General features: G+C 65.1%; 21 protein-coding genes. 12 read left to right on the top strand and 9 right to left on the bottom strand.

What is annotated here, in order from left to right:
• Positions 1-11 precede the first annotated feature (11 nt).
• From DUGA2_RS07005 to DUGA2_RS06960, 10 genes are all read left to right on the top strand, one after another.
• Complete coding sequence (locus tag DUGA2_RS07005; RefSeq protein ID WP_051077218.1) at positions 12-845, top strand: ABC transporter ATP-binding protein; 834 nt, start codon at positions 12-14, stop codon at positions 843-845.
• Between the two features lie 2 nt (positions 846-847).
• Positions 848-1,744, top strand: a complete 897-nt coding sequence (locus DUGA2_RS07000) for a branched-chain amino acid ABC transporter permease (protein WP_210402537.1) — start codon at positions 848-850, stop codon at positions 1,742-1,744.
• A 9-nt stretch (positions 1,745-1,753) separates the two neighbouring features.
• Positions 1,754-2,812 (top strand): branched-chain amino acid ABC transporter permease, encoded by a 1,059-nt coding sequence (locus tag DUGA2_RS06995; RefSeq protein WP_070268179.1) that lies wholly within the window; start codon positions 1,754-1,756, stop codon positions 2,810-2,812.
• A gap of 34 nt (positions 2,813-2,846) precedes the next feature.
• Positions 2,847-4,157: an ABC transporter substrate-binding protein gene (locus tag DUGA2_RS06990; protein ID WP_070268177.1), complete on the top strand. Its 1,311-nt coding sequence runs from the start codon at positions 2,847-2,849 to the stop codon at positions 4,155-4,157.
• Complete coding sequence (locus tag DUGA2_RS06985; protein ID WP_070268176.1) at positions 4,154-4,993, top strand: ABC transporter ATP-binding protein; 840 nt, start codon at positions 4,154-4,156, stop codon at positions 4,991-4,993. Before DUGA2_RS06990 ends, DUGA2_RS06985 begins: the two co-directional genes overlap by 4 nt.
• A gap of 20 nt (positions 4,994-5,013) precedes the next feature.
• Positions 5,014-5,361 (top strand): MmcQ/YjbR family DNA-binding protein, encoded by a 348-nt coding sequence (locus DUGA2_RS06980; protein WP_070268174.1) that lies wholly within the window; start codon positions 5,014-5,016, stop codon positions 5,359-5,361.
• A gap of 6 nt (positions 5,362-5,367) precedes the next feature.
• Entirely contained in the window at positions 5,368-6,624 is a 1,257-nt protein-coding gene (locus tag DUGA2_RS06975; protein WP_070268172.1) for a phenylacetate--CoA ligase family protein, read from the top strand.
• Positions 6,625-6,724: 100 nt separating this feature from the next.
• On the top strand, positions 6,725-7,294 hold the full coding sequence (locus DUGA2_RS06970) for a hypoxanthine-guanine phosphoribosyltransferase (protein WP_008443521.1): 570 nt from the start codon (positions 6,725-6,727) through the stop codon (positions 7,292-7,294).
• 22 nt (positions 7,295-7,316) lie between these two features.
• Positions 7,317-8,405: a helix-turn-helix transcriptional regulator gene (locus DUGA2_RS06965; RefSeq protein WP_229214613.1), complete on the top strand. Its 1,089-nt coding sequence runs from the start codon at positions 7,317-7,319 to the stop codon at positions 8,403-8,405.
• Positions 8,406-8,495: 90 nt separating this feature from the next.
• Positions 8,496-9,968, top strand: coding sequence for an amidohydrolase family protein (locus DUGA2_RS06960; RefSeq protein WP_070268171.1), 1,473 nt, complete (start codon positions 8,496-8,498; stop codon positions 9,966-9,968).
• A gap of 14 nt (positions 9,969-9,982) precedes the next feature.
• Here DUGA2_RS06960 and DUGA2_RS06955 read toward each other — a convergent pair whose 3' ends face one another.
• From DUGA2_RS06955 to DUGA2_RS06940, 4 genes are all read right to left on the bottom strand, one after another.
• Entirely contained in the window at positions 9,983-10,441 is a 459-nt protein-coding gene (locus tag DUGA2_RS06955; protein ID WP_070268169.1) for a hypothetical protein, read from the bottom strand.
• Between the two features lie 65 nt (positions 10,442-10,506).
• The gene (locus DUGA2_RS06950) at positions 10,507-11,460 is read right to left on the bottom strand and encodes a nitronate monooxygenase family protein (protein ID WP_070268166.1); all 954 of its coding nucleotides are present in this window, start codon (positions 11,458-11,460) and stop codon (positions 10,507-10,509) included.
• A gap of 98 nt (positions 11,461-11,558) precedes the next feature.
• On the bottom strand, positions 11,559-12,467 hold the full coding sequence (locus tag DUGA2_RS06945) for an MBL fold metallo-hydrolase (RefSeq protein WP_070268164.1): 909 nt from the start codon (positions 12,465-12,467) through the stop codon (positions 11,559-11,561).
• Positions 12,464-12,694 carry a DUF1289 domain-containing protein gene (locus DUGA2_RS06940; protein WP_070268163.1) on the bottom strand — a complete coding sequence of 77 codons (231 nt, stop codon included), beginning with the start codon at positions 12,692-12,694 and terminating at the stop codon, positions 12,464-12,466. Before DUGA2_RS06940 ends, DUGA2_RS06945 begins: the two co-directional genes overlap by 4 nt.
• A gap of 86 nt (positions 12,695-12,780) precedes the next feature.
• Between DUGA2_RS06940 and DUGA2_RS06935 the strand changes: the two genes are divergently transcribed.
• Together DUGA2_RS06935 and DUGA2_RS06930 are read left to right on the top strand one after the other, a co-directional pair.
• Positions 12,781-13,194, top strand: coding sequence for a hypothetical protein (locus tag DUGA2_RS06935; protein ID WP_008443502.1), 414 nt, complete (start codon positions 12,781-12,783; stop codon positions 13,192-13,194).
• A 33-nt stretch (positions 13,195-13,227) separates the two neighbouring features.
• Positions 13,228-14,421, top strand: a complete 1,194-nt coding sequence (locus DUGA2_RS06930) for a PHB depolymerase family esterase (RefSeq protein WP_070268161.1) — start codon at positions 13,228-13,230, stop codon at positions 14,419-14,421.
• On the opposite strand, the gene DUGA2_RS06925 is transcribed toward DUGA2_RS06930, so the two are convergent.
• Genes DUGA2_RS06925 through DUGA2_RS06905 form a run of 5 tightly spaced genes read right to left on the bottom strand, consistent with a single transcriptional unit; the run spans position 14,422 to position 19,720 of the window.
• A complete protein-coding gene (locus tag DUGA2_RS06925) occupies positions 14,422-15,555 on the bottom strand; it encodes a two-component system response regulator (RefSeq protein WP_070268392.1) in 1,134 nt (377 codons plus the stop codon). It lies immediately after the preceding gene.
• 13 nt (positions 15,556-15,568) lie between these two features.
• Complete coding sequence (locus tag DUGA2_RS06920; protein ID WP_070268160.1) at positions 15,569-18,628, bottom strand: response regulator; 3,060 nt, start codon at positions 18,626-18,628, stop codon at positions 15,569-15,571.
• A gap of 16 nt (positions 18,629-18,644) precedes the next feature.
• Positions 18,645-18,851 (bottom strand): cysteine-rich CWC family protein, encoded by a 207-nt coding sequence (locus DUGA2_RS06915; protein WP_070268158.1) that lies wholly within the window; start codon positions 18,849-18,851, stop codon positions 18,645-18,647.
• Between the two features lie 5 nt (positions 18,852-18,856).
• A complete protein-coding gene (locus DUGA2_RS06910; protein ID WP_070268156.1) occupies positions 18,857-19,108 on the bottom strand; it encodes a zf-HC2 domain-containing protein in 252 nt (83 codons plus the stop codon).
• Between the two features lie 36 nt (positions 19,109-19,144).
• Positions 19,145-19,720, bottom strand: a complete 576-nt coding sequence (locus DUGA2_RS06905) for a sigma-70 family RNA polymerase sigma factor (RefSeq protein WP_070268155.1) — start codon at positions 19,718-19,720, stop codon at positions 19,145-19,147.
• Positions 19,721-19,851: the final 131 nt, after the last annotated feature.

Here is a 19,851-nt window from a genome sequence, read left to right as displayed (position 1 = left end):
AGGAAGCCACCATGCAAATGAACGAACCAGACACCCATTTCGGTGCCGACGCAGACCCCGACCGCCGCAAGATCGGCCCGGTGATCCTCGACCTGAAAAACATCTCGCTGTCGTTCGGCGGCGTGAAGGCGCTGACCGACATCTCCTTCGACGTCAAGCAGCACGAGATCCGCGCCATCATCGGTCCCAATGGCGCCGGCAAAAGCTCGATGCTCAACGTGATCAACGGCGTGTACCGCCCGCAGCTGGGGGAGATCATCTACCGCGGCGAGCATCGCAAGAATATGGACTGCCACGCCGCCGCCAAATCCGGCATCGCCCGCACCTTCCAGAATATCGCGCTGTTCAAGGGCATGACGGTCCTCGACAACATCATGACCGGCCGTAACCTGAAGATGAAATCGAACTTCCTGATGCAAGCCCTGTACTGGGGCCCGGCGCGGCGCGAGGAAATCGCCCACCGCGTCAAGGCGGAGGAGATCATCGACTTCCTGGAGATCCAGGCGATCCGCAAGACGCCGGTGGGCCGCCTGCCCTACGGCCTGCAGAAGCGCGTGGAGCTGGGCCGCGCGCTGGCGGCCGAACCGGAGATCCTGCTGCTGGACGAGCCGATGGCCGGCATGAACGTCGAAGAGAAGCAGGACATGTGCCGCTTCATCCTCGACGTCAACGACCAATTCGGCACCACCATCGTGCTGATCGAGCACGACATGGGCGTGGTGATGGACATCTCCGACCGCGTGGTGGTGCTCGACTACGGCAAGAAGATCGGCGACGGCACGCCTGACGACATCCGCTGCAACCAGGACGTGATCAACGCCTACCTCGGAAAGGCCTGCGAATGAACGTGAATTTTTTCTTTGAGGTGCTGATCGGCGGCCTGCTGTCCGGCGTGATGTACGCGCTGGTGGCGATCGGCTTTGTGCTCATCTACAAGGCCTCCGGCGTCTTCAACTTCGCCCAGGGCGCGATGGTGTTCTTCGCCGCGCTGACCTGCGTCGGCATCGTCGACAAGCTGGGCGTGTCGCTGTGGGTGGCGATCCCGCTGACCATCGTGATCATGATCGCACTCGGCTTCGCCATCGAGCGCGTGGTGCTGCGGCCTTTGGTGAACCAGCCGGAGATCACGCTGTTCATGGCCACCATCGGCCTGGCCTTCTTCATCGAAGGGCTGGCGCAACTGATGTGGGGCTCGCAGGTGCACAAGCTGGAGCTGCCCATCGAGGATGTGCCATCCGAATACCTGATGAACAAATTTAACATCCTGGTCTCGCAATTCGACATCATGGCGGCCGCCGTCTGCGGCCTGCTGGTGACGGCGCTGGCCCTGCTGTTCTCCAGGACCAAGGTAGGCCGCGCGCTGCGCGCGGTGGCGGACGACCACCAGGCAGCGCTGGCCGTCGGCATTCCATTGCAGCGCATCTGGGCGGTGCTGTGGGCGGTGGCGGGCCTGGTCGCGCTGGTGGCGGGCCTGCTGTGGGGCGCCCGCAACGGCGTGCAGTTCGCGCTGACCTTCGTGGCGCTGAAGGCGCTGCCGGTGCTGATACTCGGCGGCTTCACGTCGATGCCGGGCGCGATCGTCGGCGGCCTGATTATCGGCGCTTCCGAAAAACTGGCCGAGGTGTATATCGGCCCGCTGGTCGGCGGCGGCATCGAAGGCTGGTTCCCCTACGTGCTGGCGCTGATGTTCCTGCTGGTGCGGCCGGAAGGCCTGTTCGGCGAAAAAATCATCCGCAGAATCTGAGAGGCCATAATGCTCTACCGCGAAGCAGGACAATTTAAAACCAGCTATCAGGCCGACAACCAGATCTTCCCCATCCTGCAGGACCGCATCGCGCTGTTCGCGCTGCTGATGGTGGCGGTCGTGGTGGTGCCGCTGTTCGCATCGCCGTACACCTTGTCGGCGATCCTGATTCCCTTCCTGATTTTCTCGCTGGCCGCGCTGGGACTGAACATCCTGACCGGCTACGCGGGCCAGCTGTCGCTGGGCACGGCCGCCTTCATGGCGGTCGGCGCCTTCGCCTCGTACAACTTCCTGGCGCGCTTGCCCGGCCTGCCGGTGCTGCTGGCCTTCGTGCTGGGCGGCTTGAGCGCGGCGCTGGTCGGCATCGCCTTCGGCCTGCCGTCGCTGCGGATACGCGGCTTCTACCTGGCCGCGTCCACGCTGGCCACGCAGTTCTTCGTGGTCTGGTGCCTGACCAAGATCCCCTACCTGACCAACTACAGCAGCTCCGGCGTGATCACCGCGCAGAAGATCGTCATCCTCGGCTACCAGTTCGACACGCCGGACCGCAAATACCTGCTGGTGCTGGGCGTGGTGGCGGTGATGGCGCTGCTGGCCAAGAACATGATCCGCTCCAACGTCGGCCGCTCGTGGATGGCGGTGCGCGACATGGACGTGGCGGCCGAGGTGATCGGCTTCCGGCTGATGCGCACCAAGCTGCTGGCCTTCGCCGTCAGCTCCTTCTACTGCGGCGTGGCCGGTGCGCTGTATGCGTACGCCTACCTCGGCACCGTGGAACCGGAAGCCTACAACCTGGACCTGTCGTTCCGCATCCTGTTCATGGTGATCATCGGCGGCGTCGGTTCGGTGCTGGGTTCCTTCCTCGGCGCGGCCTTCATCGTGCTGCTGCCGGTGTTCCTGAACATCTTCGCCCACAGCCTGGCGCTGCCGACCAGCGTGGCGTCCAACCTGGAGCTGATGGTGTTCGGCGCCCTGATCATATTTTTCCTGATCGTGGAACCGCACGGTCTGGCACGTTTGTGGCAAATCGGTAAAGAGAAACTGCGTCTGTGGCCGTTCCCGCACTGAACGCATGAAAAACAATAACCTGGAGGAGTAGACAATGAAGCGCATCGCATCCCTGGCACTCGGACTCACACTGGTCGCATCCATGCCCGCATGGGCGCAGCCCGCGGTGGCCGATCAATATGTCGCCCTGCCCTCGTATCGCGTGGGCCCTTATGCGGCGGGCGGTTCCGGCTTCTACGGCGGCATTATCGATTACTTCAACCTAGTCAACCTGTCGGGCGGCGTCAACGGCGTGAAGATCTCCTGGGAAGAATGCGAAACCGAATACAACCCTTCGCGCGGCGTCGAATGCTACGAGCGCCTGAAGACCAAGAACGGCGGCGCCACCCTGGTCGAACCGCTGTCCACCGGCGTGGCCTACGGCGTGCTCGATCGCCTGCCGACCGATAAAATCCCGATGACGATGATAGGCTACGGCCGCTCGGACGCCGCCAACGGCAAGGTTTTCCCCTATGTGTTCCCGTTGATTACCAGCTACTGGAACCAGGCCGCCGCGATGATCAAATACCTCGGCGACAAGAACGGCGGCATGGACAAGCTGAAAGGCAAGAAGATCGCCTACCTGTACCACGACTCGGCCTTCGGCAAGGAACCCTTGCCGGTGCTGGACGCCTTGTCCAAGCAGTACGCCTTCGACCTGATCAAGATCCCCGTCACGCCGCCGGGCACCGAGCAGCAATCGCAGTGGCTGCAGATACGCCAGGCCAATCCCGACCACGTGATCCTGTGGGGCTGGGGTTCGATGAACGCGGTCGCCATCAAGACCGCGCAGCGCAACGGCGTACCGCGCGAGAAAATCCTGGGCGTGTGGTGGGCAGGCTCAGAGGAAGACACCGTGCCGGCCGGCGATGCCGCCAAGGGCTACAGCGCGATGACCTTCAACACGCCGGGCAACTACCCGGTGATGGACGAGATCCACAAAAAACTCTACGACGCCGGCAAGGGCAACCTGGCCGACCGCACCCGTATCGGTTCCGTCTACCACATGCGCGGCGTCAGCGCGGCCATCCTGTGGGTGGAGGCGATGCGCACCGCGCAGGAAAAATTCGGCAAGGGCAAACCGGTCAACGGCGAACAAATGCGCTGGGGCCTGGAGCACCTGAACGTCGACGAAGCCCGCCAGAAAGCCATCGGCGCCTTCGGCATGCTGCCGCCGGTGAAGACCAGCTGCGACGACCATGAAGGCTCGGGCGCGGTCAAGGTCCAGCAATGGGACGGCAAGAAGTGGAACGCCGTCACGCCGAACTGGATCGTCGGCGACAAGGCCCTGACCCGCAAGCTGCTGGAAGAAAGCTCCGCAGCCTACGCGGCCGAGAAAAAAATCACCCCAGCCTGCGCAAAATGACGATCGCCGCCAGCACAGCAGCCGCTCCGGCGGCGCCGCCCTACCTGTCCGTGAACAACGTGGAAGTGATCTACGACCACGTGATCCTGGTGCTCAAGGGCGTGTCCCTGCAAGTCCCGCAGGGGAAGATCGTGGCCCTGCTGGGCGCCAACGGCGCCGGCAAGTCCACCACGCTCAAGACCATCTCCACGCTGCTGCGCGGCGAGCGGGGCGACGTCACCAAGGGCGAGGTCCAGTTCAAGGGCGAGCGCATCGACCAGCTCACGCCCAATGAGCTGGTGCGGCGCGGCCTGTCGCAGGTGATGGAGGGCCGCCACTGCTTCGGCCACCTGACCATCGAAGAGAACCTGCTGACCGGCGCCTACACCCGCAGCGCATCGCGGGCGGAGCTGAAGGAATCGCTGGAGAAGGTCTACCACTACTTCCCGCGCCTGCGCGAGCGGCGCTCCAGCCAGGCCGGCTACACCTCCGGCGGCGAGCAGCAGATGTGCGCCATCGGCCGCGCGCTGATGGCCAAGCCGTCGATGATTCTGCTGGACGAGCCGTCGATGGGCATCGCGCCGCAGATCGTCGACGAAATCTTCGGCATCGTGAAGGACTTGAACAGCAAGGAGAACGTCTCCTTCCTGCTGGCCGAGCAGAACACCAGCATCGCGCTGCGCTACGCGGACTTCGGCTACATCCTGGAGAACGGCCGCGTGGTGATGGAGGGCGCGGCCTCCGAGCTGGCCAGCAATGAAGACGTCAAGGAGTTCTACCTCGGCGTTTCCGGCGCCGGCCGCAAGAGCTTCCGCGACATGAAATTTTACCGCCGCCGCAAACGCTGGCTGGCTTGAGGCACAGAGGAACACAGCGCATGAATATCAAGCAGGCCAAGGCCTTGTGCCGCACCTTTCCCGGCGCGACCGAGGATACCAAGTGGGGCGCGGACCTCGTGTTCTCCGTCGGCGCCAAGATGTTCGCCGTCACGGAGCTGGACGACAAGGCCAAGGGCATCAGCTTCAAGGTGGACGACGACCGCTTCCTGGAACTGACCGACCGCCCCGGCATCATCCCCGCACCCTACCTGGCCCGCGTGAAGTGGGTGCACGTCGAGGACTTGAAAACCCTCAGCGACATCGAGGCAAAGGAACTGCTGACGCGCTCTTACGAACTGGTGTTCGGCAAGCTGACCAAGAAGCTGCAACGCGAAATTCAAGGATAAACAACCATGGCCGATACCTACGACAGTCTCGAAACGCGCTCGCCCGAACAACGCGAGCGCGAGCTGATGGCGCGCCTGCCGCAACTGGTGGCGCGCGCCAAGGCCGCCGCCGGCTGGTCGCGCATCCTGCATGACATCAACGCCGCCGGCATCGACAGCCGCGCCGCGCTGGCGACGCTGCCGGTGACGCGCAAGTCCGACCTGCACGCGCTGCAGCAGAAGCAGGCGCCGTTCGGCGGGCTCAATACCACGCCGGTCGGCCAGCTGTCGCGGGTGTTCATGTCGCCCGGCCCCATCTTCGATCCCGAGGGGCGCGGCCAGGACTGGTGGCGTTTCGCCCGGCCCATGTACGCGGCCGGCGTGCGCGCCGGCGGCCTGCTGCAGAACTGCTTCTCCTACCATTTCACCCCGGCCGCCTTCATGGTCGAAGGCGGCGCCGCGCGCATAGGCTGCGCCGTGATACCGGCCGGCGCCGGCCAGACCGAGATGCAGGTGCAGGCCATCAGCCACCTGCGGCCCGACACCTACATCGGCACGCCATCCTTCCTGAAGATCATCGTCGAAAAAGCGCAGGAACTGGGCGCGGACGTCAGCAGCATCAGGCAGGCCCTGATGTCCGCCGAGGCGCTGCCCGAATCGCTGCGCAGCTGGTTCGTCGAACGCGGCGTGCCGCATGTGCTGCAATGCTATGCGTCGGCCGATGTCGGCAGCATCGCCTATGAAACCCAGACCGGCGGCGTGCGCGATCCCGGCATGGTGCTCGACGAGGACCTGATACTGGAAATCGTCCGCCCCGGCACCGGCGATCCCGTGCCCGACGGCGAGATCGGCGAAGTGGTGATCACCCTCTTCAATCCGGACTATCCGCTGATACGCTTCGCCACCGGCGACCTGTCGGCGGTGCTGACCGGCGTGGCGCCGTCGCCATGCGGCCGCACCAACACCCGCATCAAGGGCTGGATGGGCCGCGCCGATCAGACCACCAAGGTGCGCGCGATGTTCGTCCATCCGTCGCAGGTGCATGACGTCGCCCGCCGCCACCCGGAAATCGTCAAGGCGCGGCTGGTGGTCTCGGGCCATATGGCGCAGGACGTGATGACGCTGCACTGCGAGGTGGCCGATCCGAGCGCCGCCGCCAGCGCCGCCGCCATCACCGAATCGATACGCGACCTGACCAAATTGCGGGGCGAGGTGCGGTTTGCCGCCATCGGCAGCCTGCCCAACGACGGCAAGGTGATCGACGACGTGCGCGATTACAAATAGGCCGCGGGCGGCTGTGGCGGAAAACCAACTTCATGCTGCCGGCCCGGATATGGCGGATAATAGCGGCCTTACCCCCTGTTTTTAGAAGCCGAAGAAGACCATGCAAGACTTCCACCACAACCGCGCCCGCGCCCTGCTGGAGAACGCGGAAGAGCTGTTCACCAAACAAGACGTCGACAACGCCGTGACCGCGATGGCCGACACCCTCAACGCCCGTTTCGACCGGCCGGACAGCGAAACCTTCCCGCTGGTGCTGGGCGTGATGGGCGGCGCGGTGGTCTTCACCGGCAACCTGCTGCCGCAGCTGACCTTCCCGCTCGAATTCGACTACATCCACGTCAGCCGCTACGGCGACGACGACCAGGGCGGTCAAGTGGTGTGGAAAGTGGTGCCGCGTTCGAACGTGGCCGGCCGCGTGGTCATCGTGCTGGACGACATCCTGGACGAAGGCGAAACGCTGGCCCACGTCAAACAGCGCCTGCTGGACATGGGCGCCGCCGAAGTGGTGCTGGCCGTCTTCGCCGACAAGGCGATCGGCAAGGCCAAGCCGTGCAAGGCGGACATCGTCGGCATCACCATCCCCAACCGCTTCGTCGTCGGCTTCGGCATGGATGCCTATGGCTACTGGCGCAACCTGCCGGGCCTGTGGGCGATCCAGACCGAGAACTAAGCCCGACAGCAGCAGGCCATAGGTGATACTTTCGTGGCTGTTCCTGCTGGCGATAGGCCAGGCCTTCCTGATGACGCTGACGCTGCTCAGCGTCCGTCAGCCGGAGATGCGCACCGCCAACCGGCTGCTGTCCGCGCTGCTGCTGGTGTTCGCGGCCATCATCGGCCATAACTGGCTGGGGCTCAATCACCTCTACCGGCAATACCCGCACAGCGCGCTGGCCATCGTCACGCTGGGGCTGGCCGTCGGGCCGCTGCAATACCTCTATCTGCATGCGATGCTGTCCGATCAAAAGCTGGGGCGTCGCGCGCTGCTGCACTTCGCGCCGTTCGCCGTCGCCACGCTGACAATGACGCCGTTCTACCTGCAATCGGCCGAACAAAAGCTGGCATGGCTGAGTCGCTGGGACGGCTGGCCGTGGTACATGACCGTGGCGGGGCTGGCCAAGCTGGCCATCCTGCTGGCCTACATCCGCGCCACCTACCTGCTGGTGGGGCGGGTGCCCGCCGACTCCGACCTGGTGCGCGACCTGCGGCGCCTGATGGGCATGTGGCTGGTCAGCGCCGTGCTGAGCATCGTCGCGCTGGCGATGGCGGTGCTGGACGTGGAACAGCCGCTGTCGGCCGACGCGATGGATGGCATCTCGCTGATGCTGTTCGTGTTCGCGACCGCCTTCACGGCGATGCGGCTGCCGCTGGGCTATCGTCCGCGCACCCTGCCGCCACCGCCTCCGCCCAAGCCGCGCTACGCCGGCAGCCAGCTGTCCGCCGGCGACCGCGACGCCTTCCTGGCGCGGCTGAACGCCTGCATGGCGCAGGAACAGCCCTACCGCAACGGCGAATTGAAGCTGGAAGACCTGGCCGCGCAGGTGGCGATGACGCCGCATGAACTGTCCCAGCTGATCAACGAGCACTGCGGCGGCAATTTCGCCGATTACCTGAACCGGCACCGCGTCGAGGCCCTGAAACTGGCCCTGCGCGACCCCGGCCAGGCCGGTTCCAGCATCCTGGACCTGGCGCTGTTGGCTGGATTTAACAGTAAAAGCGCGATGAACCGCGTATTTAAGAAACACACCGGCATGACGCCGGGCGAGTTCCGCGACCAGGCCTGAACGCCCCCTGGCGGGGTGCCAGATCATCATTTGAGACGCAAAACCCGGCCTGCGGCGGCAAACTGGGCTCCTCACAACACGGAGCCCCGCATGAAAACCACCCGCATTCTCGCCAGCCTTTCCCTACTCCTCTGCGTCCAGGCCTGGGCCGGCACGCAGACCTGGATCACCAACGTCAAGCTGGTGTCGCCGGAAAAACTGGACCGCATCCAAACCGGCAGTGTGCTGATCGAGGACGAGCGCATCGTCCGGGTCGTGCGCGGCGCGGGGGGCAAGGCGCCTGCCGGCGCCCGCCGCGTCGACGGCATGGGCCAGTTCCTCACGCCCGGCCTGATCGACTCGCACGTCCACCTGTTCTCCGTGCCCGGCATGAGCTTCGAGCAGGCCGACCAGAAGCAGGCCATGGCCGCCGAATACTTCGCGCAGATGCCGCGCTCCTTCCTCTACTACGGCTACACCACGGTGATCGACCTGGCCGCCGGCAGCCGCGAATTCATCGACCGCGTCAAGGCCGCGCCGCTGCATCCGGACGTCTACGACTGCGGCGCGCCGCTGGTGTTCGCCAACGGCTATCCGTCCTCGTACGCGCCGCCGGAGACGCGCTTCGAGATGTTCTCCAACTTTATCTACGACCCGGCGCAGGCCGACAAGATCCCGGCCCGCTTCAAGCCGGAGGACTACACGCCGGCCAAGGGCGTGGCGCGGGTCAAGGCCGACCACGGCATCTGCGTCAAGACCCACTTCGAACACGGCTTCGGCACCATGCACAACCTGCCGGTGATGAGCCCCGCCGTGTACGCGGAGGTGCGAGCGGCGGCCAGCCGCGACAAGCTGGTGCTGGTGACGCACGGGAATTCGTTCGAGGCGCAGACCTTCGCCGTCGACGGCGGCGCCGATGTGCTGGCGCACGGCATGTGGCACTGGGGCGGGATGGACAAGGAAAAGGAACTGCCGCCGGCGATCAGGCAGCTGCTGGACAAGATCGCCGCGCGCAAGATCGGCTACCAGGCGACGATGCAGGTGCTGCATGGCCTGAACGCCTATTTCGACCCGGCCTATCTGAACCACCCGGCGCTGCCCAAGCTGCTGCCGCCTTCGATGCTGGCCTGGCTCAAGACGCCCGAAGGCCAATGGTTCAAGCAGGAGATCGCGGAAGATGAAACCGATGCCGCCGTGTTGAAGGGGATGGAAGCGCCGCTGCGGCGCCAGCGGCAGGTGGTGGCCTACCTGGCCGCCAAGGACGCCAACTTCGTGTTCGGCACCGACACGCCATCGTCGCCGACCTACGGCAACATCCCCGGCCTGAACGGCTACCTGGAGATGCAGCACCTGCACCAGGCCGGACTGTCGCTGGCGCAGCTGTTCAAGGCGGCGACCATCAACAACGCCCGCACCTTCAGGATCGATGAGCAGGTGGGCACCATCGAAGCGGGCAAGGTGGCGAATCTGGTGCTGATGAAGATGTCGCCGCTGGCCGATATCCGCGCCTACGACAGCGTGCAGACGGTCTGGGTGCGCGGCAAGGAGACGCCGCGCGACAGCCTGGCCGTCGGCGGCCGCTGAGGATTGGCGGGTGCTTATTGACCGGTGGTGGAAGGCGCGGCGGTAGCGGCGGCCGGATCGCTGTCGTCGGCGCGCTTGACGTGGCGGCTCATGTCGTGGACGTTGCGCTCGTCCCAGACGGCGGCGATGCCGTTGGCGCCCAGCGACAGGCGCGTGCGGCCGGCGGCCTGGATACTGCCGTAGCGGTTGGTGGCCGCGACCCAGTCATTGCGGCGGGCGACGATGTCGTCATAGGCTTTCTGCACCAGCGCGGCGGCGGCTTCGCTGCGGTCGCCGGTCTGGTAGTCGAGGGCGCACTGCTTCCATTCCGCGATGCGCTTCTCGACGCGGCGCACCGCGTCGTTGGAGGTGGAGACCGCCGGAATCTCCGGCGATTCGCAGGTGAACGCTGCCGGCGGCGGCGCGTCAGCCGCGGCCGCAGCCGCAGCAGCCGTGCCGGCCAGCCATAGCATTCCGATCAGCAGTGCCTTCATCGCGCCCCCAGTTATTTTTCAAGAAAATCATATTATCTGAAATATAACTTGGCGGCGCGGATTTTTTACAGCGCCAGACGCGCGCGGGCGGCGTCGTATTCCCGCTTCAGGCGGGCCACCATTTCGGCGGTGGTCGGCACGTCGTCCATCAGGCCCACGCCCTGGCCGGCGCCCCAGATGTCGCGCCATGCCTTGGCGCTGCTGGAGCCGAAGTTCATCGAGCTCTTGTCCGCCTGCGGCAGCGCGTCCGGGTCCAGGCCCGCGGCGACGATGGATTTTTTCAGGTAGTTGCCGTGCACGCCGGTGAACAGGTTCGAGTACACGATGTCCGCCGCCGTCGATTCCACGATGGCGTTGCGGTAGTCGTCGCTGACGTTCGATTCCTGCGTCGCCAGCCAGCGCGAACCGATGTACGCGAAGTCCGCGCCCATCGCCTGCGCAGCCAGGATCGCATCGCCGGTGGCGATGGAACCGGACAGCGCGATCGGGCCCTTGAAGAATTTGCGGATCTCGCCCACCAGCGCGAACGGCGACAAGGTGCCGGCATGGCCGCCGGCGCCGCTGGCCACCAGGATCAGGCCATCGACGCCCGCCTCCAGCGCCTTCTCGGCGTGGCGGATCGAAACCACGTCGTGCAGCACGATGCCGCCGTAGCTGTGGATCGCGTCCAGCATCTCTTTCGGCGGCGCGCGCAGCGAGGAGATGATGATGGGGATCTGGTGCTTGACGCAGACTTCCACGTCGTGCGCCAGGCGGTCGTTCGAGTGGTGCACGATCTGGTTGACGGCGATCGGGCCGACGCGCTTGTCCGGATTGGCGGCCTGGAACTCGGCCAGTTCCTTCTGCAGGTCGGTCAGCCACACATCCAGCAGTTCCGCCGGACGCGCGTTCAGCGCCGGGAAGGAACCGACGATGCCGGCCTTGCACTGCGCCGCGACCAGGGCCGGGCCGCTGGCGATGAACATCGGGGATGCGATGACTGGAAGAGAGAGATTTTGCAACGCTGCAGGCAGGGCCATGGCGAACTCACTGTGGGAGATGAAGGAAAATCGATTATAGATCGAAAATAGTACGACCGTGCCGAAAGTAGGCGAGTTCCTCTATATTTACTTCCGGGCTACTCGTTAAGTAAGTACTCGCCATCGATGCGGGCCGCGCCGGCTCGTACCAGCTGGCCGACTACCCAGGCGCCGAGCTGCTCCGGCGTCTGCTTCAGGAAGTTGGCGTTGGCCTTGGCGAACACCGGCATCGCCAGCAGCAGCTGCGGCACGTCCGCCAGCGCAATGCGCTGGCGCTCCAGCAGCAGGAACTTCAACAGCACCTTCAACGCGTTCTGCGCGTTACGCAGCGGATCGGCTTCCAGGTAGTCCAGCCGCGAACGGGCCCGCGCCAGCGCGCCGGCCACGTCGTCGAAAGGCTTGCCGTGGCCGGGGATCACCAGCCGCACATCCAGGCCCGCGATCAGGTCCAGCGTGGCGCGCTCCTCGGCGAAGCCGGACTGCCCGTCCAGCTCCGGGAAGATGATGCCGAAGCCGTTTTCCCACAACGCGTCCGCCGAAATCAGCAGCCGCTCCTGCGGGCAGTAGAAGATCAGCGAGTGCGGATCATGACCGGGGGCGGCCAGCGCCTGCCACTCCATGTCCGCCAGCGTCAGCACGTCGCCGGGAGCGATGGTGGCGTCGAAGGTAAAACGGTCGCAGCGCTGGCCGGTGGCCTTGAAGCTGAGCGCGTCCACGTCCCAGTGCCGCACCTTGTCCGCCTCCGCCACCGGTATCGAGGTGCGGCTGCCGAAATGCGCCTGCAAGGTGGCGTTGCCGCCGCAATGGTCGGAGTGCAGGTGGGTGTTGATGATCTGGTCGAGATGGCGGCCGTGCAGCGCATGGCGCACCAGCGCCAGCGTCTGAGGCGCGTGGCTGAGGTAGCCGGTATCGATGATGGCCGTGTCGTGGCGGCCCATCAGCATCACGTTGTTGGACGACAGCCAGCCCCGTTCGAAAACCTGGATAGCCTCCGGCAGCGCGCTCATTCGTCGTCGAAGCCGATCAGTTGTTCACGGCGGCGGATTTCCGCCCACACGCCGCGCTTGTAGTCGTCGTCGGCCTTGGACCAGGCGATGATCTCCGGGATGGTGCGCATGCACCCCAGGCAATAGAGGCGGTCGTCGTCCATTTTGCACAGGCTGACGCACGGCGACGGCACGGGCGTGGCCAGTTCCGGCGCGCCGGGCGGGATTAAGTTAGCGGTTTCACTCATGCCGCCATTATGCCGCGAACACGCTTGACTTGGTGGATTTCAGGTCTATACTACCATCCATGTAGATGGTATCCGGATGGAGACTTATGGCAAAGCAAGAATTAAAACTGAAGACCGCTGAATCGGAAAAGATCACGATCAACCTCGGCCCCATCGACCTGGGGCAGATCGATCTGCTGGTGCAGGAGGGGTTTTACTCCAATCGCACCGATCTGATACGCACGGCGATCCGCAATCAGTTGAACCAGCACGCCGACGTCGTCAAGCAGACGGTGGCGCGCAAAAGCCTGGTACTCGGAATGCAGCACTACTCACGCGCCGACCTGGAAGCGATCCAGGCGGCCGGGCAGCGGCTGCAAATCCAGGTACTGGGCCTGGCCAGCATCGCCAGCGACGTTTCCGTCGAACTGGCGCTGGCGACGATCGAATCCATTTTCGTATTGGGATCGCTGCACGCCAGCGCCGTGCTGAAAACCGCGCTGGCAAACCGCATCCATTAAGGAACTATCATGAAACTACCGCTTTTTTCACACATGCGCGAAGCGGCGCAAAAGCTGATGAACAGAAACACCTCGGCGGCCATCCAGCAAGCCATGGACAGCCTGCGCGGACATGCCGCCAAAGCTGCGGCGCCGGCGCAACCCGCCATGCGCGACATCAATCCGCCGCCGGGCCATGCCGCGCCATCCCGGCCCGCGCCGGAACCCGCACCCGAGGCCAAGGCCGCTCCCGAAGCGGCGGCGGCGCCGAATCCGGCCACCCATCCGGCCGAATTCGCGCAGGACATGTTGAACCGCATGGGCATCAAGGTCGACCTGCAAGCCAATCTCGATCGCGCCATCGACGTCGGCGCCTTCATGCATCCGACGCCGGAAGTGGCGCTGCCCGAAGGTGCGAAGTTCATCAAGGGCAGCTACACCAACCACGCCGGCACCCGCAACTACAAGCTGTACATCCCGGCCAGCTATCACGGCCAGGCGATGCCGCTGCTGGTGATGCTGCACGGCTGCACCCAGAACCCGGACGATTTCGCCAACGGCACGCAAATGAACCGGCTGGCCGAGGAAAACGAATGCTTCGTGGTCTACCCGGAGCAGACGCCCAACGCCAACCAGCATAAATGCTGGAACTGGTTCAACGCCATCGACCAGCAGCATGGGCAGGGCGAACCATCCATCATCGCCGGCATCGCCCAGCAGGTCATCGACGAATACCCGGTCAACGAGCGCCAGGTGTACGTGGCCGGGCTGTCCGCCGGCGGCGCGATGGCGGTCATCGTCGGCACGCTGTACCCGGAACTGTTCGCGGCGGTGGGCGTGCATTCGGGCTTGCCCTTCGCCTCGGCGCAGGACTTGCCGTCGGCGCTGACGGCGATGAAGCGCGGCGTCATGTCGCCGCGCAAGGCCGGCGATGGTTCGCAGCCCATCATCGTCTTCCACGGCGACAGCGACACCACCGTCAATCCGCGCAACGGCGAGCAGGTCATCGAGCAGCGCCTGCACGACCGGCATGGCAAGCCCTCGGTGCAATCGGGCACCGTGCCGAACGGGCACCGCTACACGCAGACCACGCACACCAGGTCGGACGGCAAGCCACTGGGCGAACACTGGGTGGTGCACGGCGCCGGCCATGCCTGGTCCGGCGGCAGCAACAGCGGCACCTACACCGACGCCAAGGGTCCGGACGCCAGCCGCGAGATGCTGCGCTTCTTCCGCACAGTCAGCTGACTAGCCGCTGAAACGCTCGATCTTTTCGCGGTGCTGCGTCATGTCATGGTCGGAATCGGCATAGCGTCTTGCGATGTCGATGAAGTCCTGCTGCAGCTCCATGAAGGCGTCGACCATGTCGGGATCGAAGTGCTGGCCGCGGCCTTCGGCGATGATGGCCACCGCCGCCTCGTGCGACATGCCGTCCTTGTAGACGCGGCGGCTGATCAGCGCGTCGTACACGTCGGCCACCGCCATCAGCCGCGCGGAGATCGGGATATTGTCGCCGCTCAGGCCTTCGGGATAGCCGCTGCCGTCCCATTTCTCCTGGTGGCCGTAGGCGATCTCCTTGGCGAACTTGAGGAAGTCCACTTCCAGTCCCAGCTCGCGCTCGGCCTGGCGGATCGCGTCGCGGCCCAGCGTGGTGTGGGTCTTCATGATCTCGAACTCGTTGCCCTCGAAGCGGCCCGGCTTGAGCAGGATGCGGTCGGGGATGCCGACCTTGCCGATGTCGTGCAACGGCGCGGACTTGAACAGCAGTTCGATATTCTTATCGGTCAAAAAATCGCTGAAGCGCGGATTGGTGCGCAGCTTTTCCGCCAGCGTCTTCACGTAGTGCGCGGTGCGGCGGATATGGTTGCCGGTTTCGCTGTCGCGCGTCTCGGCCAGCGAGGCCATGGTGTGGATGGTCACGTCCTGCAGCGCGACGATCTCGCGCGTGCGTTTTTCGATTTCCGTTTCGAGGAAGTTGTTCTGGTCGCGCAGGAAATCGTGCACCCGCTTCATCGACAGCTGGGTCTTGATGCGCGCCAGTACGATGGGCGCGGAGATCGGCTTGGTGATGTAGTCCGCCGCCCCCAGGCCCAGGCCGAGCTGCTCGTCCACCGTCTCGCTCATGGCGGTGACGAAGATCACCGGAATGTCGCGCGTGGCGGGATTGGCCTTGAGCGCCTTGCACACCTCGTAGCCGCTCATCCCCGGCATCATCACGTCGAGCAGGATCAGGTCCGGCTTGGAATCGCCGTTGGCGATCTTCAGCGCGCGCTCGCCGTTGACGGCGATCTTGGTGCGATAGTCGTCTTCCAGCACGGCGCACAGCAGATCGATGTTGTCCGGGATGTCGTCGACCACCAGGATCGTTGGTTTTACGTTCATCGGCATACTCTCTTCACAAAGCGATGTTCAGTGCGGCGGCGGCGGCCTTCAGTTCGTCCAGCGCCCCTTCGAAATCATATTGCCCCAGCATGCGGCGCAACTGGCGCGCGTGCTCGCCCTGCCCTGCGCCCGTCAGCGCGGCGCACAGGCGGTCCAGCAGCTTGACGGCGGCGCCGTCGTCCTGCGCCAGCAGGTGCGCCATTTCCTGCACCACCGCCTTCAACTCGGCCAGGTCGGCCGGTTGCGCGGCCGCGGGCGTGTCGTCGGCAGCAGCGACGGCGGCCGGCTTGTCGTCCATCGCCATCGCGATACGCGCCACCAGGTCGCTCAACTCGCCCGCCATGTCGAGAATGGCTTCGTCGCGGCCCTTGGTCGTGCCCATCGCCAGCATCTGCTCGACCTTCCCCGCCGCATCGGCCATGCCGGCGGCGCCGATATTGCCGGCCAATCCCTTGACAGTATGCGCCTCGCGCGTGGCGCCGGCCAGATCGTTGTTTTCGATGGCGGTGGCGATGCGGTGCATGGCGTCGATCTGGGTTTCGACAAAGCGCGACAGCAGCTTGCGCATCAGCTTAACATTGCCGCCCACACGCTGTAGCGCGGTTTCCATGCGCAGGCCGGCGATGACGGGCAGCGCCTCTTCCGCGGCGTCGGCCGGGGGCCCGGCGGCGGCGGCTTCCGCCGTCACCGGATTCTTCACCTTGACCCAGCGCGCCAGCGTGGTGAACAGTTGCGCCACGTCGATAGGCTTGGCGATGAAGTCGTTCATGCCCGCTTCCAGGCACTTCTCCTTGTCGCCGACCATGGCGTTGGCGGTCATCGCGATCACCGGCAGGCTGGCGTAGCGCGCGTCCTCGCGCAGCTTGCGGGTGGCGTCGTAGCCGTCCATCACCGGCATCTGGCAGTCCATCAGCACGCCGTCGTAGTCGGCCACCGCCAGCTTGGCCAGCGCCATGGCGCCGTTGGCGGCGATGTCGACGCGGATGCCGGCGTCGCTGAGGATCTGCTGCGCCACTTCCTGATTGACTTCGTTGTCCTCGACCAGCAGCATGTAGGCGCCGCGCACCGCTTCCTCGGCCGCCATGTAGTCGGCGCGGCGGCGCGTGCGGCGGCAGCTGCGCAGGTCCTTGCCGAACACGGTGGACACCGAATCGAGCAGCGTCGATGAGCTGACCGGCTTGTTCAGCATGGCGTCGATGGCGATGCCGCGCGCCTCGTCCATCAGCACGTCGCGGTTGTAGGCCGTGACCATGATGAAGGCCGGCGCATCGACGCCGTCGGCCTCCGCCTGCGCGCGGATCGTCTGCAGCGTCTCCAGCCCGTTCATGCCCGGCATCTGCCAGTCCAGCAGTACGATGTTGAACGGCCGGCCTTCGCTGCGCGCCTGCGCCACCATGTCGACGGCGCGCCGGCCGCCGTCGGCACAGGCGGCGGCGAACTGCATCGAAGACAGCATGCCCATGAAGATTTCGCGGGCGCTGGCGTTGTCGTCCACCACCAGCACGCGCAGGCCGGAAATGTCCGGCAGCGGCAGCGGCTCCTCGACGGCGCCGATGCCGAACACCGCGCTGAAATGGAAGGTGCTGCCCACGCCCGGCTGGCTTTCCAGCCCGATCTCGCCATCCATCAGTTCGACCAGGCGCTTGCTGATGGTCAGGCCCAGGCCCGTGCCGCCATGGTGGCGGGTGGTCGACGTGTCGGCCTGCGTGAAGGCCTGGAACAAGCGCGCCTGCTGCTCCGGCGTCAGCCCCGGCCCGGTGTCGCGCACGTCGATCCGCAGGCGCACCCGCTCGTCGGGCAGCCGCTCCAGCACGCGTATCGTCACCACGATCTCGCCCTGCTGCGTGAACTTGATGGCGTTGTTGGTCAGGTTGATCATCACCTGGCCGAAGCGCAGCGGATCGCCGACCAGCACCTGCGGCACGTCCGGCGCGATATCGAACAGCAGCTCCAGGCCCTTGTCCTGCGCCCGCATCACGGACAGGTCGGCGATATTCGCCATCACGTCCTCGACGTAGAAATCGACCTGCTCGAAGGCCAGCTTGCCGGCCTCGATCTTCGAGAAGTCCAGGATGTCGTTGATGATGCCCAGCAGGTTGCGGGCCGCCGACTCCACCTTCTCCAGGTAGTTGCGCTGCTTGGGCGAGAGCTCGGTTTGCAGCGCCAGGTGGGTCATGCCGATGATGCCGTTCATCGGCGTGCGGATCTCGTGCGACATATTGGCCAGGAAGTCGGACTTCATCTTGGTCGCGTCCTCCGCCGCCGTCACCGCGCGGCGCAGCTGCTGCTCGGCGGCCAGGCCGGCCGTCATCAGCTTGAGCGCGTGCAGCAGCTCGCCCGTCTCGTCCTGCGACTTCACTTCGATGACGGAGCTCAGGTCGCCCTGCCCGACCCGCTTGGCGATCGCGATCGCCTCCTCCAGCGGCCGCGTGATCGAGCGCGCCGACAGGCCGAAGCCTATCCCCACCAGCACCGCCGCGCCGCCCATCAGCGAAATCAGCATCAGCGAAAAATTGATGTCGGCGCGTGCGCGCGCGGCGCTGGCCATCACCTGGCTTTCCTGCAGCTTGTCCAGCGCCTTGATCTGCTCCAGCAGGTGGTCCAGCGCCGGCAGCGCCATCGCGTTCATTTTCGCCTCGGCGGCGTCGCGGTCCTCGGCCTCCACCATGTCCGCCACGGCGATGAAGCTGTCGTAGTAGGCGGCGCGCGCGCGCTTGACCTGCTCGATCTGCGCCCGCGCTTCCGGCGTGGCGTCGAGCTTGTCCAGCTGCTCCAGCTGGGCGTCGATATCGAGCTTGATGCGGTCGATGCGGCTGTAGCTGTCGACGCGGTGCTGCTGGTCCTTCTGGATGATCAGGGTGACGATGCGGGTGGCCGCCTCGCGCGACTGCGTGTCGATGGCGTTGATGGCGGCGCTGGCGGCCCAGTCCTGGTGCAGGATATGGTCGCTCTCGGCGCGGATGGCGTAGATGCGGTTCACGCCGACCAGGATCACGCCGACCATCAGCAGGATCAGGATGATGTAGCCGCTGCTGATGCGCGCGCGGATACCCATGTCGCTAAAACGGCGCATGCGTACTTCCTTCAGGCTAGCCGGCCGGTTTGGTATGGTCGGCGCGTTGGTCCAGGATATGCTGTTTCAGACAATCCGGGCACCAGCAGCTGGCGCCCGGCGCGGACGGCACCGGCAACGACGCCGGCAGATACGTGCACCAGCAAGGCTGCGCCGGCGCCGCCGGATCGGCATCCGCCATGGCGCAGCTGAAGGTTGCGCCGCAGCGCGAGCAGGTGCTCATGGCGCTTACGGGCGGCGGCGTTCGTGGTCGTCGTCGAGCGGCGCCGGGCCGGCGTCCGGCGCGTCGAAGGGGAAGCGGCGCATGGCCGTGCGCAGCAGCGACATCTGGCCGTTGAACCGGGTGCAGGCGTCGCACACCATCAAGTGCAGCCGCATGCGGGTGCGCTCGATGAAGGACAAGTCGCGGTCCATCCCCTCCGACACCAGCCGGTGCACTTCGCGGCAGGTGGGCTTCAAGCCGGTTTTATGTGGTTCCATAGTCGCTGACAGTAAGTGAGGCAATAAGTGGCGCGGTCACGTGGCCTGGCGGTTGCCAAACCAGTTCAAGTCCAGGCATTCGCGCAAACGCATGCGAGCCCGATACAAGAGCACCCAGGCATTAGACGTTGTAATCGCCAGTTCCTTACAAATTTCGTCGGTTTCCAGTTCCAGCCATTCGCGCATCATGAAAATGCGGGCGGTCTTGGCGGGCAGCTTTTCCAGGCAAATCTCCAGCACCTTGAAGAAATCCTTCTGCTCCAGCGTCGCATCCGGGTCGCCCCAGGCCATCGGCTGCTCGCGGGTGTGGCCGTCGGCCTTGAACAGCGAGTCGATGGCGTCGTCCTCGGACTGGTCCTCGGCGGTGTCGATCTGGCGCTCGCGCGAGCTGGCGCGCAGGCAGTCGATGATCTTGAACTTCAGGATACCCGTCACATAGGTGCGCAGCGACGATTGGCCGTTGAAGCGCTCCGGTTTTTCCAGCACCGCGATCAGCGCGTCCTGCACCGCATCCTCGGCCAGGGCCTGGTTCCGTATTTGCAACTGTGCAAATCGGACAAGCAGGGGACGCATGACTTCTAGCTGGCGGTGGAGGGTATCGGTGGCGGTCATAGCGGGGAGCGTATCGGATGATCCGGGAAAATACAACCGGATAGCCCTATAATGCGTAGTTGATTGCAGCATCAGGCTGTAAAATTGCACAAATTTTCTAAACCGGACTCGCCATGACCCAACTGACTAAC

This window comes from Duganella sp. HH101, assembly GCF_001758795.1.
Taxonomy (GTDB): domain Bacteria; phylum Pseudomonadota; class Gammaproteobacteria; order Burkholderiales; family Burkholderiaceae_D; genus Rugamonas; species Rugamonas rivuli.
Note: the sequence above shows the minus strand (reverse complement) of the source record. Positions and strands in the feature narration are given on the sequence as shown.

Excerpts from the sequence above, each read along its gene's own strand:
- DUGA2_RS06905 (WP_070268155.1), bottom strand. The coding sequence starts at position 19,720 with ATGACCGCCACCGATACCCTCCACCGCCAGCTAGAAGTCATGCGTCCC.
- DUGA2_RS06970 (WP_008443521.1), top strand. The coding sequence starts at position 6,725 with ATGCAAGACTTCCACCACAACCGCGCCCGCGCCCTGCTGGAGAACGCG.
- DUGA2_RS06990 (WP_070268177.1), top strand. The coding sequence starts at position 2,847 with ATGAAGCGCATCGCATCCCTGGCACTCGGACTCACACTGGTCGCATCC.
- DUGA2_RS06915 (WP_070268158.1), bottom strand. The coding sequence starts at position 18,851 with ATGAGCACCTGCTCGCGCTGCGGCGCAACCTTCAGCTGCGCCATGGCG.
- DUGA2_RS06950 (WP_070268166.1), bottom strand. The coding sequence starts at position 11,460 with ATGGCCCTGCCTGCAGCGTTGCAAAATCTCTCTCTTCCAGTCATCGCA.
- DUGA2_RS06945 (WP_070268164.1), bottom strand. The coding sequence starts at position 12,467 with ATGAGCGCGCTGCCGGAGGCTATCCAGGTTTTCGAACGGGGCTGGCTG.
- DUGA2_RS07005 (WP_051077218.1), top strand. The coding sequence starts at position 12 with ATGCAAATGAACGAACCAGACACCCATTTCGGTGCCGACGCAGACCCC.
- DUGA2_RS06980 (WP_070268174.1), top strand. The coding sequence starts at position 5,014 with ATGAATATCAAGCAGGCCAAGGCCTTGTGCCGCACCTTTCCCGGCGCG.
- DUGA2_RS06930 (WP_070268161.1), top strand. The coding sequence starts at position 13,228 with ATGCGCGAAGCGGCGCAAAAGCTGATGAACAGAAACACCTCGGCGGCC.
- DUGA2_RS06995 (WP_070268179.1), top strand. The coding sequence starts at position 1,754 with ATGCTCTACCGCGAAGCAGGACAATTTAAAACCAGCTATCAGGCCGAC.
- DUGA2_RS06940 (WP_070268163.1), bottom strand. The coding sequence starts at position 12,694 with ATGAGTGAAACCGCTAACTTAATCCCGCCCGGCGCGCCGGAACTGGCC.
- DUGA2_RS06985 (WP_070268176.1), top strand. The coding sequence starts at position 4,154 with ATGACGATCGCCGCCAGCACAGCAGCCGCTCCGGCGGCGCCGCCCTAC.
- DUGA2_RS06920 (WP_070268160.1), bottom strand. The coding sequence starts at position 18,628 with ATGCGCCGTTTTAGCGACATGGGTATCCGCGCGCGCATCAGCAGCGGC.
- DUGA2_RS06955 (WP_070268169.1), bottom strand. The coding sequence starts at position 10,441 with ATGAAGGCACTGCTGATCGGAATGCTATGGCTGGCCGGCACGGCTGCT.
- DUGA2_RS06975 (WP_070268172.1), top strand. The coding sequence starts at position 5,368 with ATGGCCGATACCTACGACAGTCTCGAAACGCGCTCGCCCGAACAACGC.
- DUGA2_RS06960 (WP_070268171.1), top strand. The coding sequence starts at position 8,496 with ATGAAAACCACCCGCATTCTCGCCAGCCTTTCCCTACTCCTCTGCGTC.
- DUGA2_RS06925 (WP_070268392.1), bottom strand. The coding sequence starts at position 15,555 with ATGAACGTAAAACCAACGATCCTGGTGGTCGACGACATCCCGGACAAC.
- DUGA2_RS06935 (WP_008443502.1), top strand. The coding sequence starts at position 12,781 with ATGGCAAAGCAAGAATTAAAACTGAAGACCGCTGAATCGGAAAAGATC.
- DUGA2_RS06910 (WP_070268156.1), bottom strand. The coding sequence starts at position 19,108 with ATGGAACCACATAAAACCGGCTTGAAGCCCACCTGCCGCGAAGTGCAC.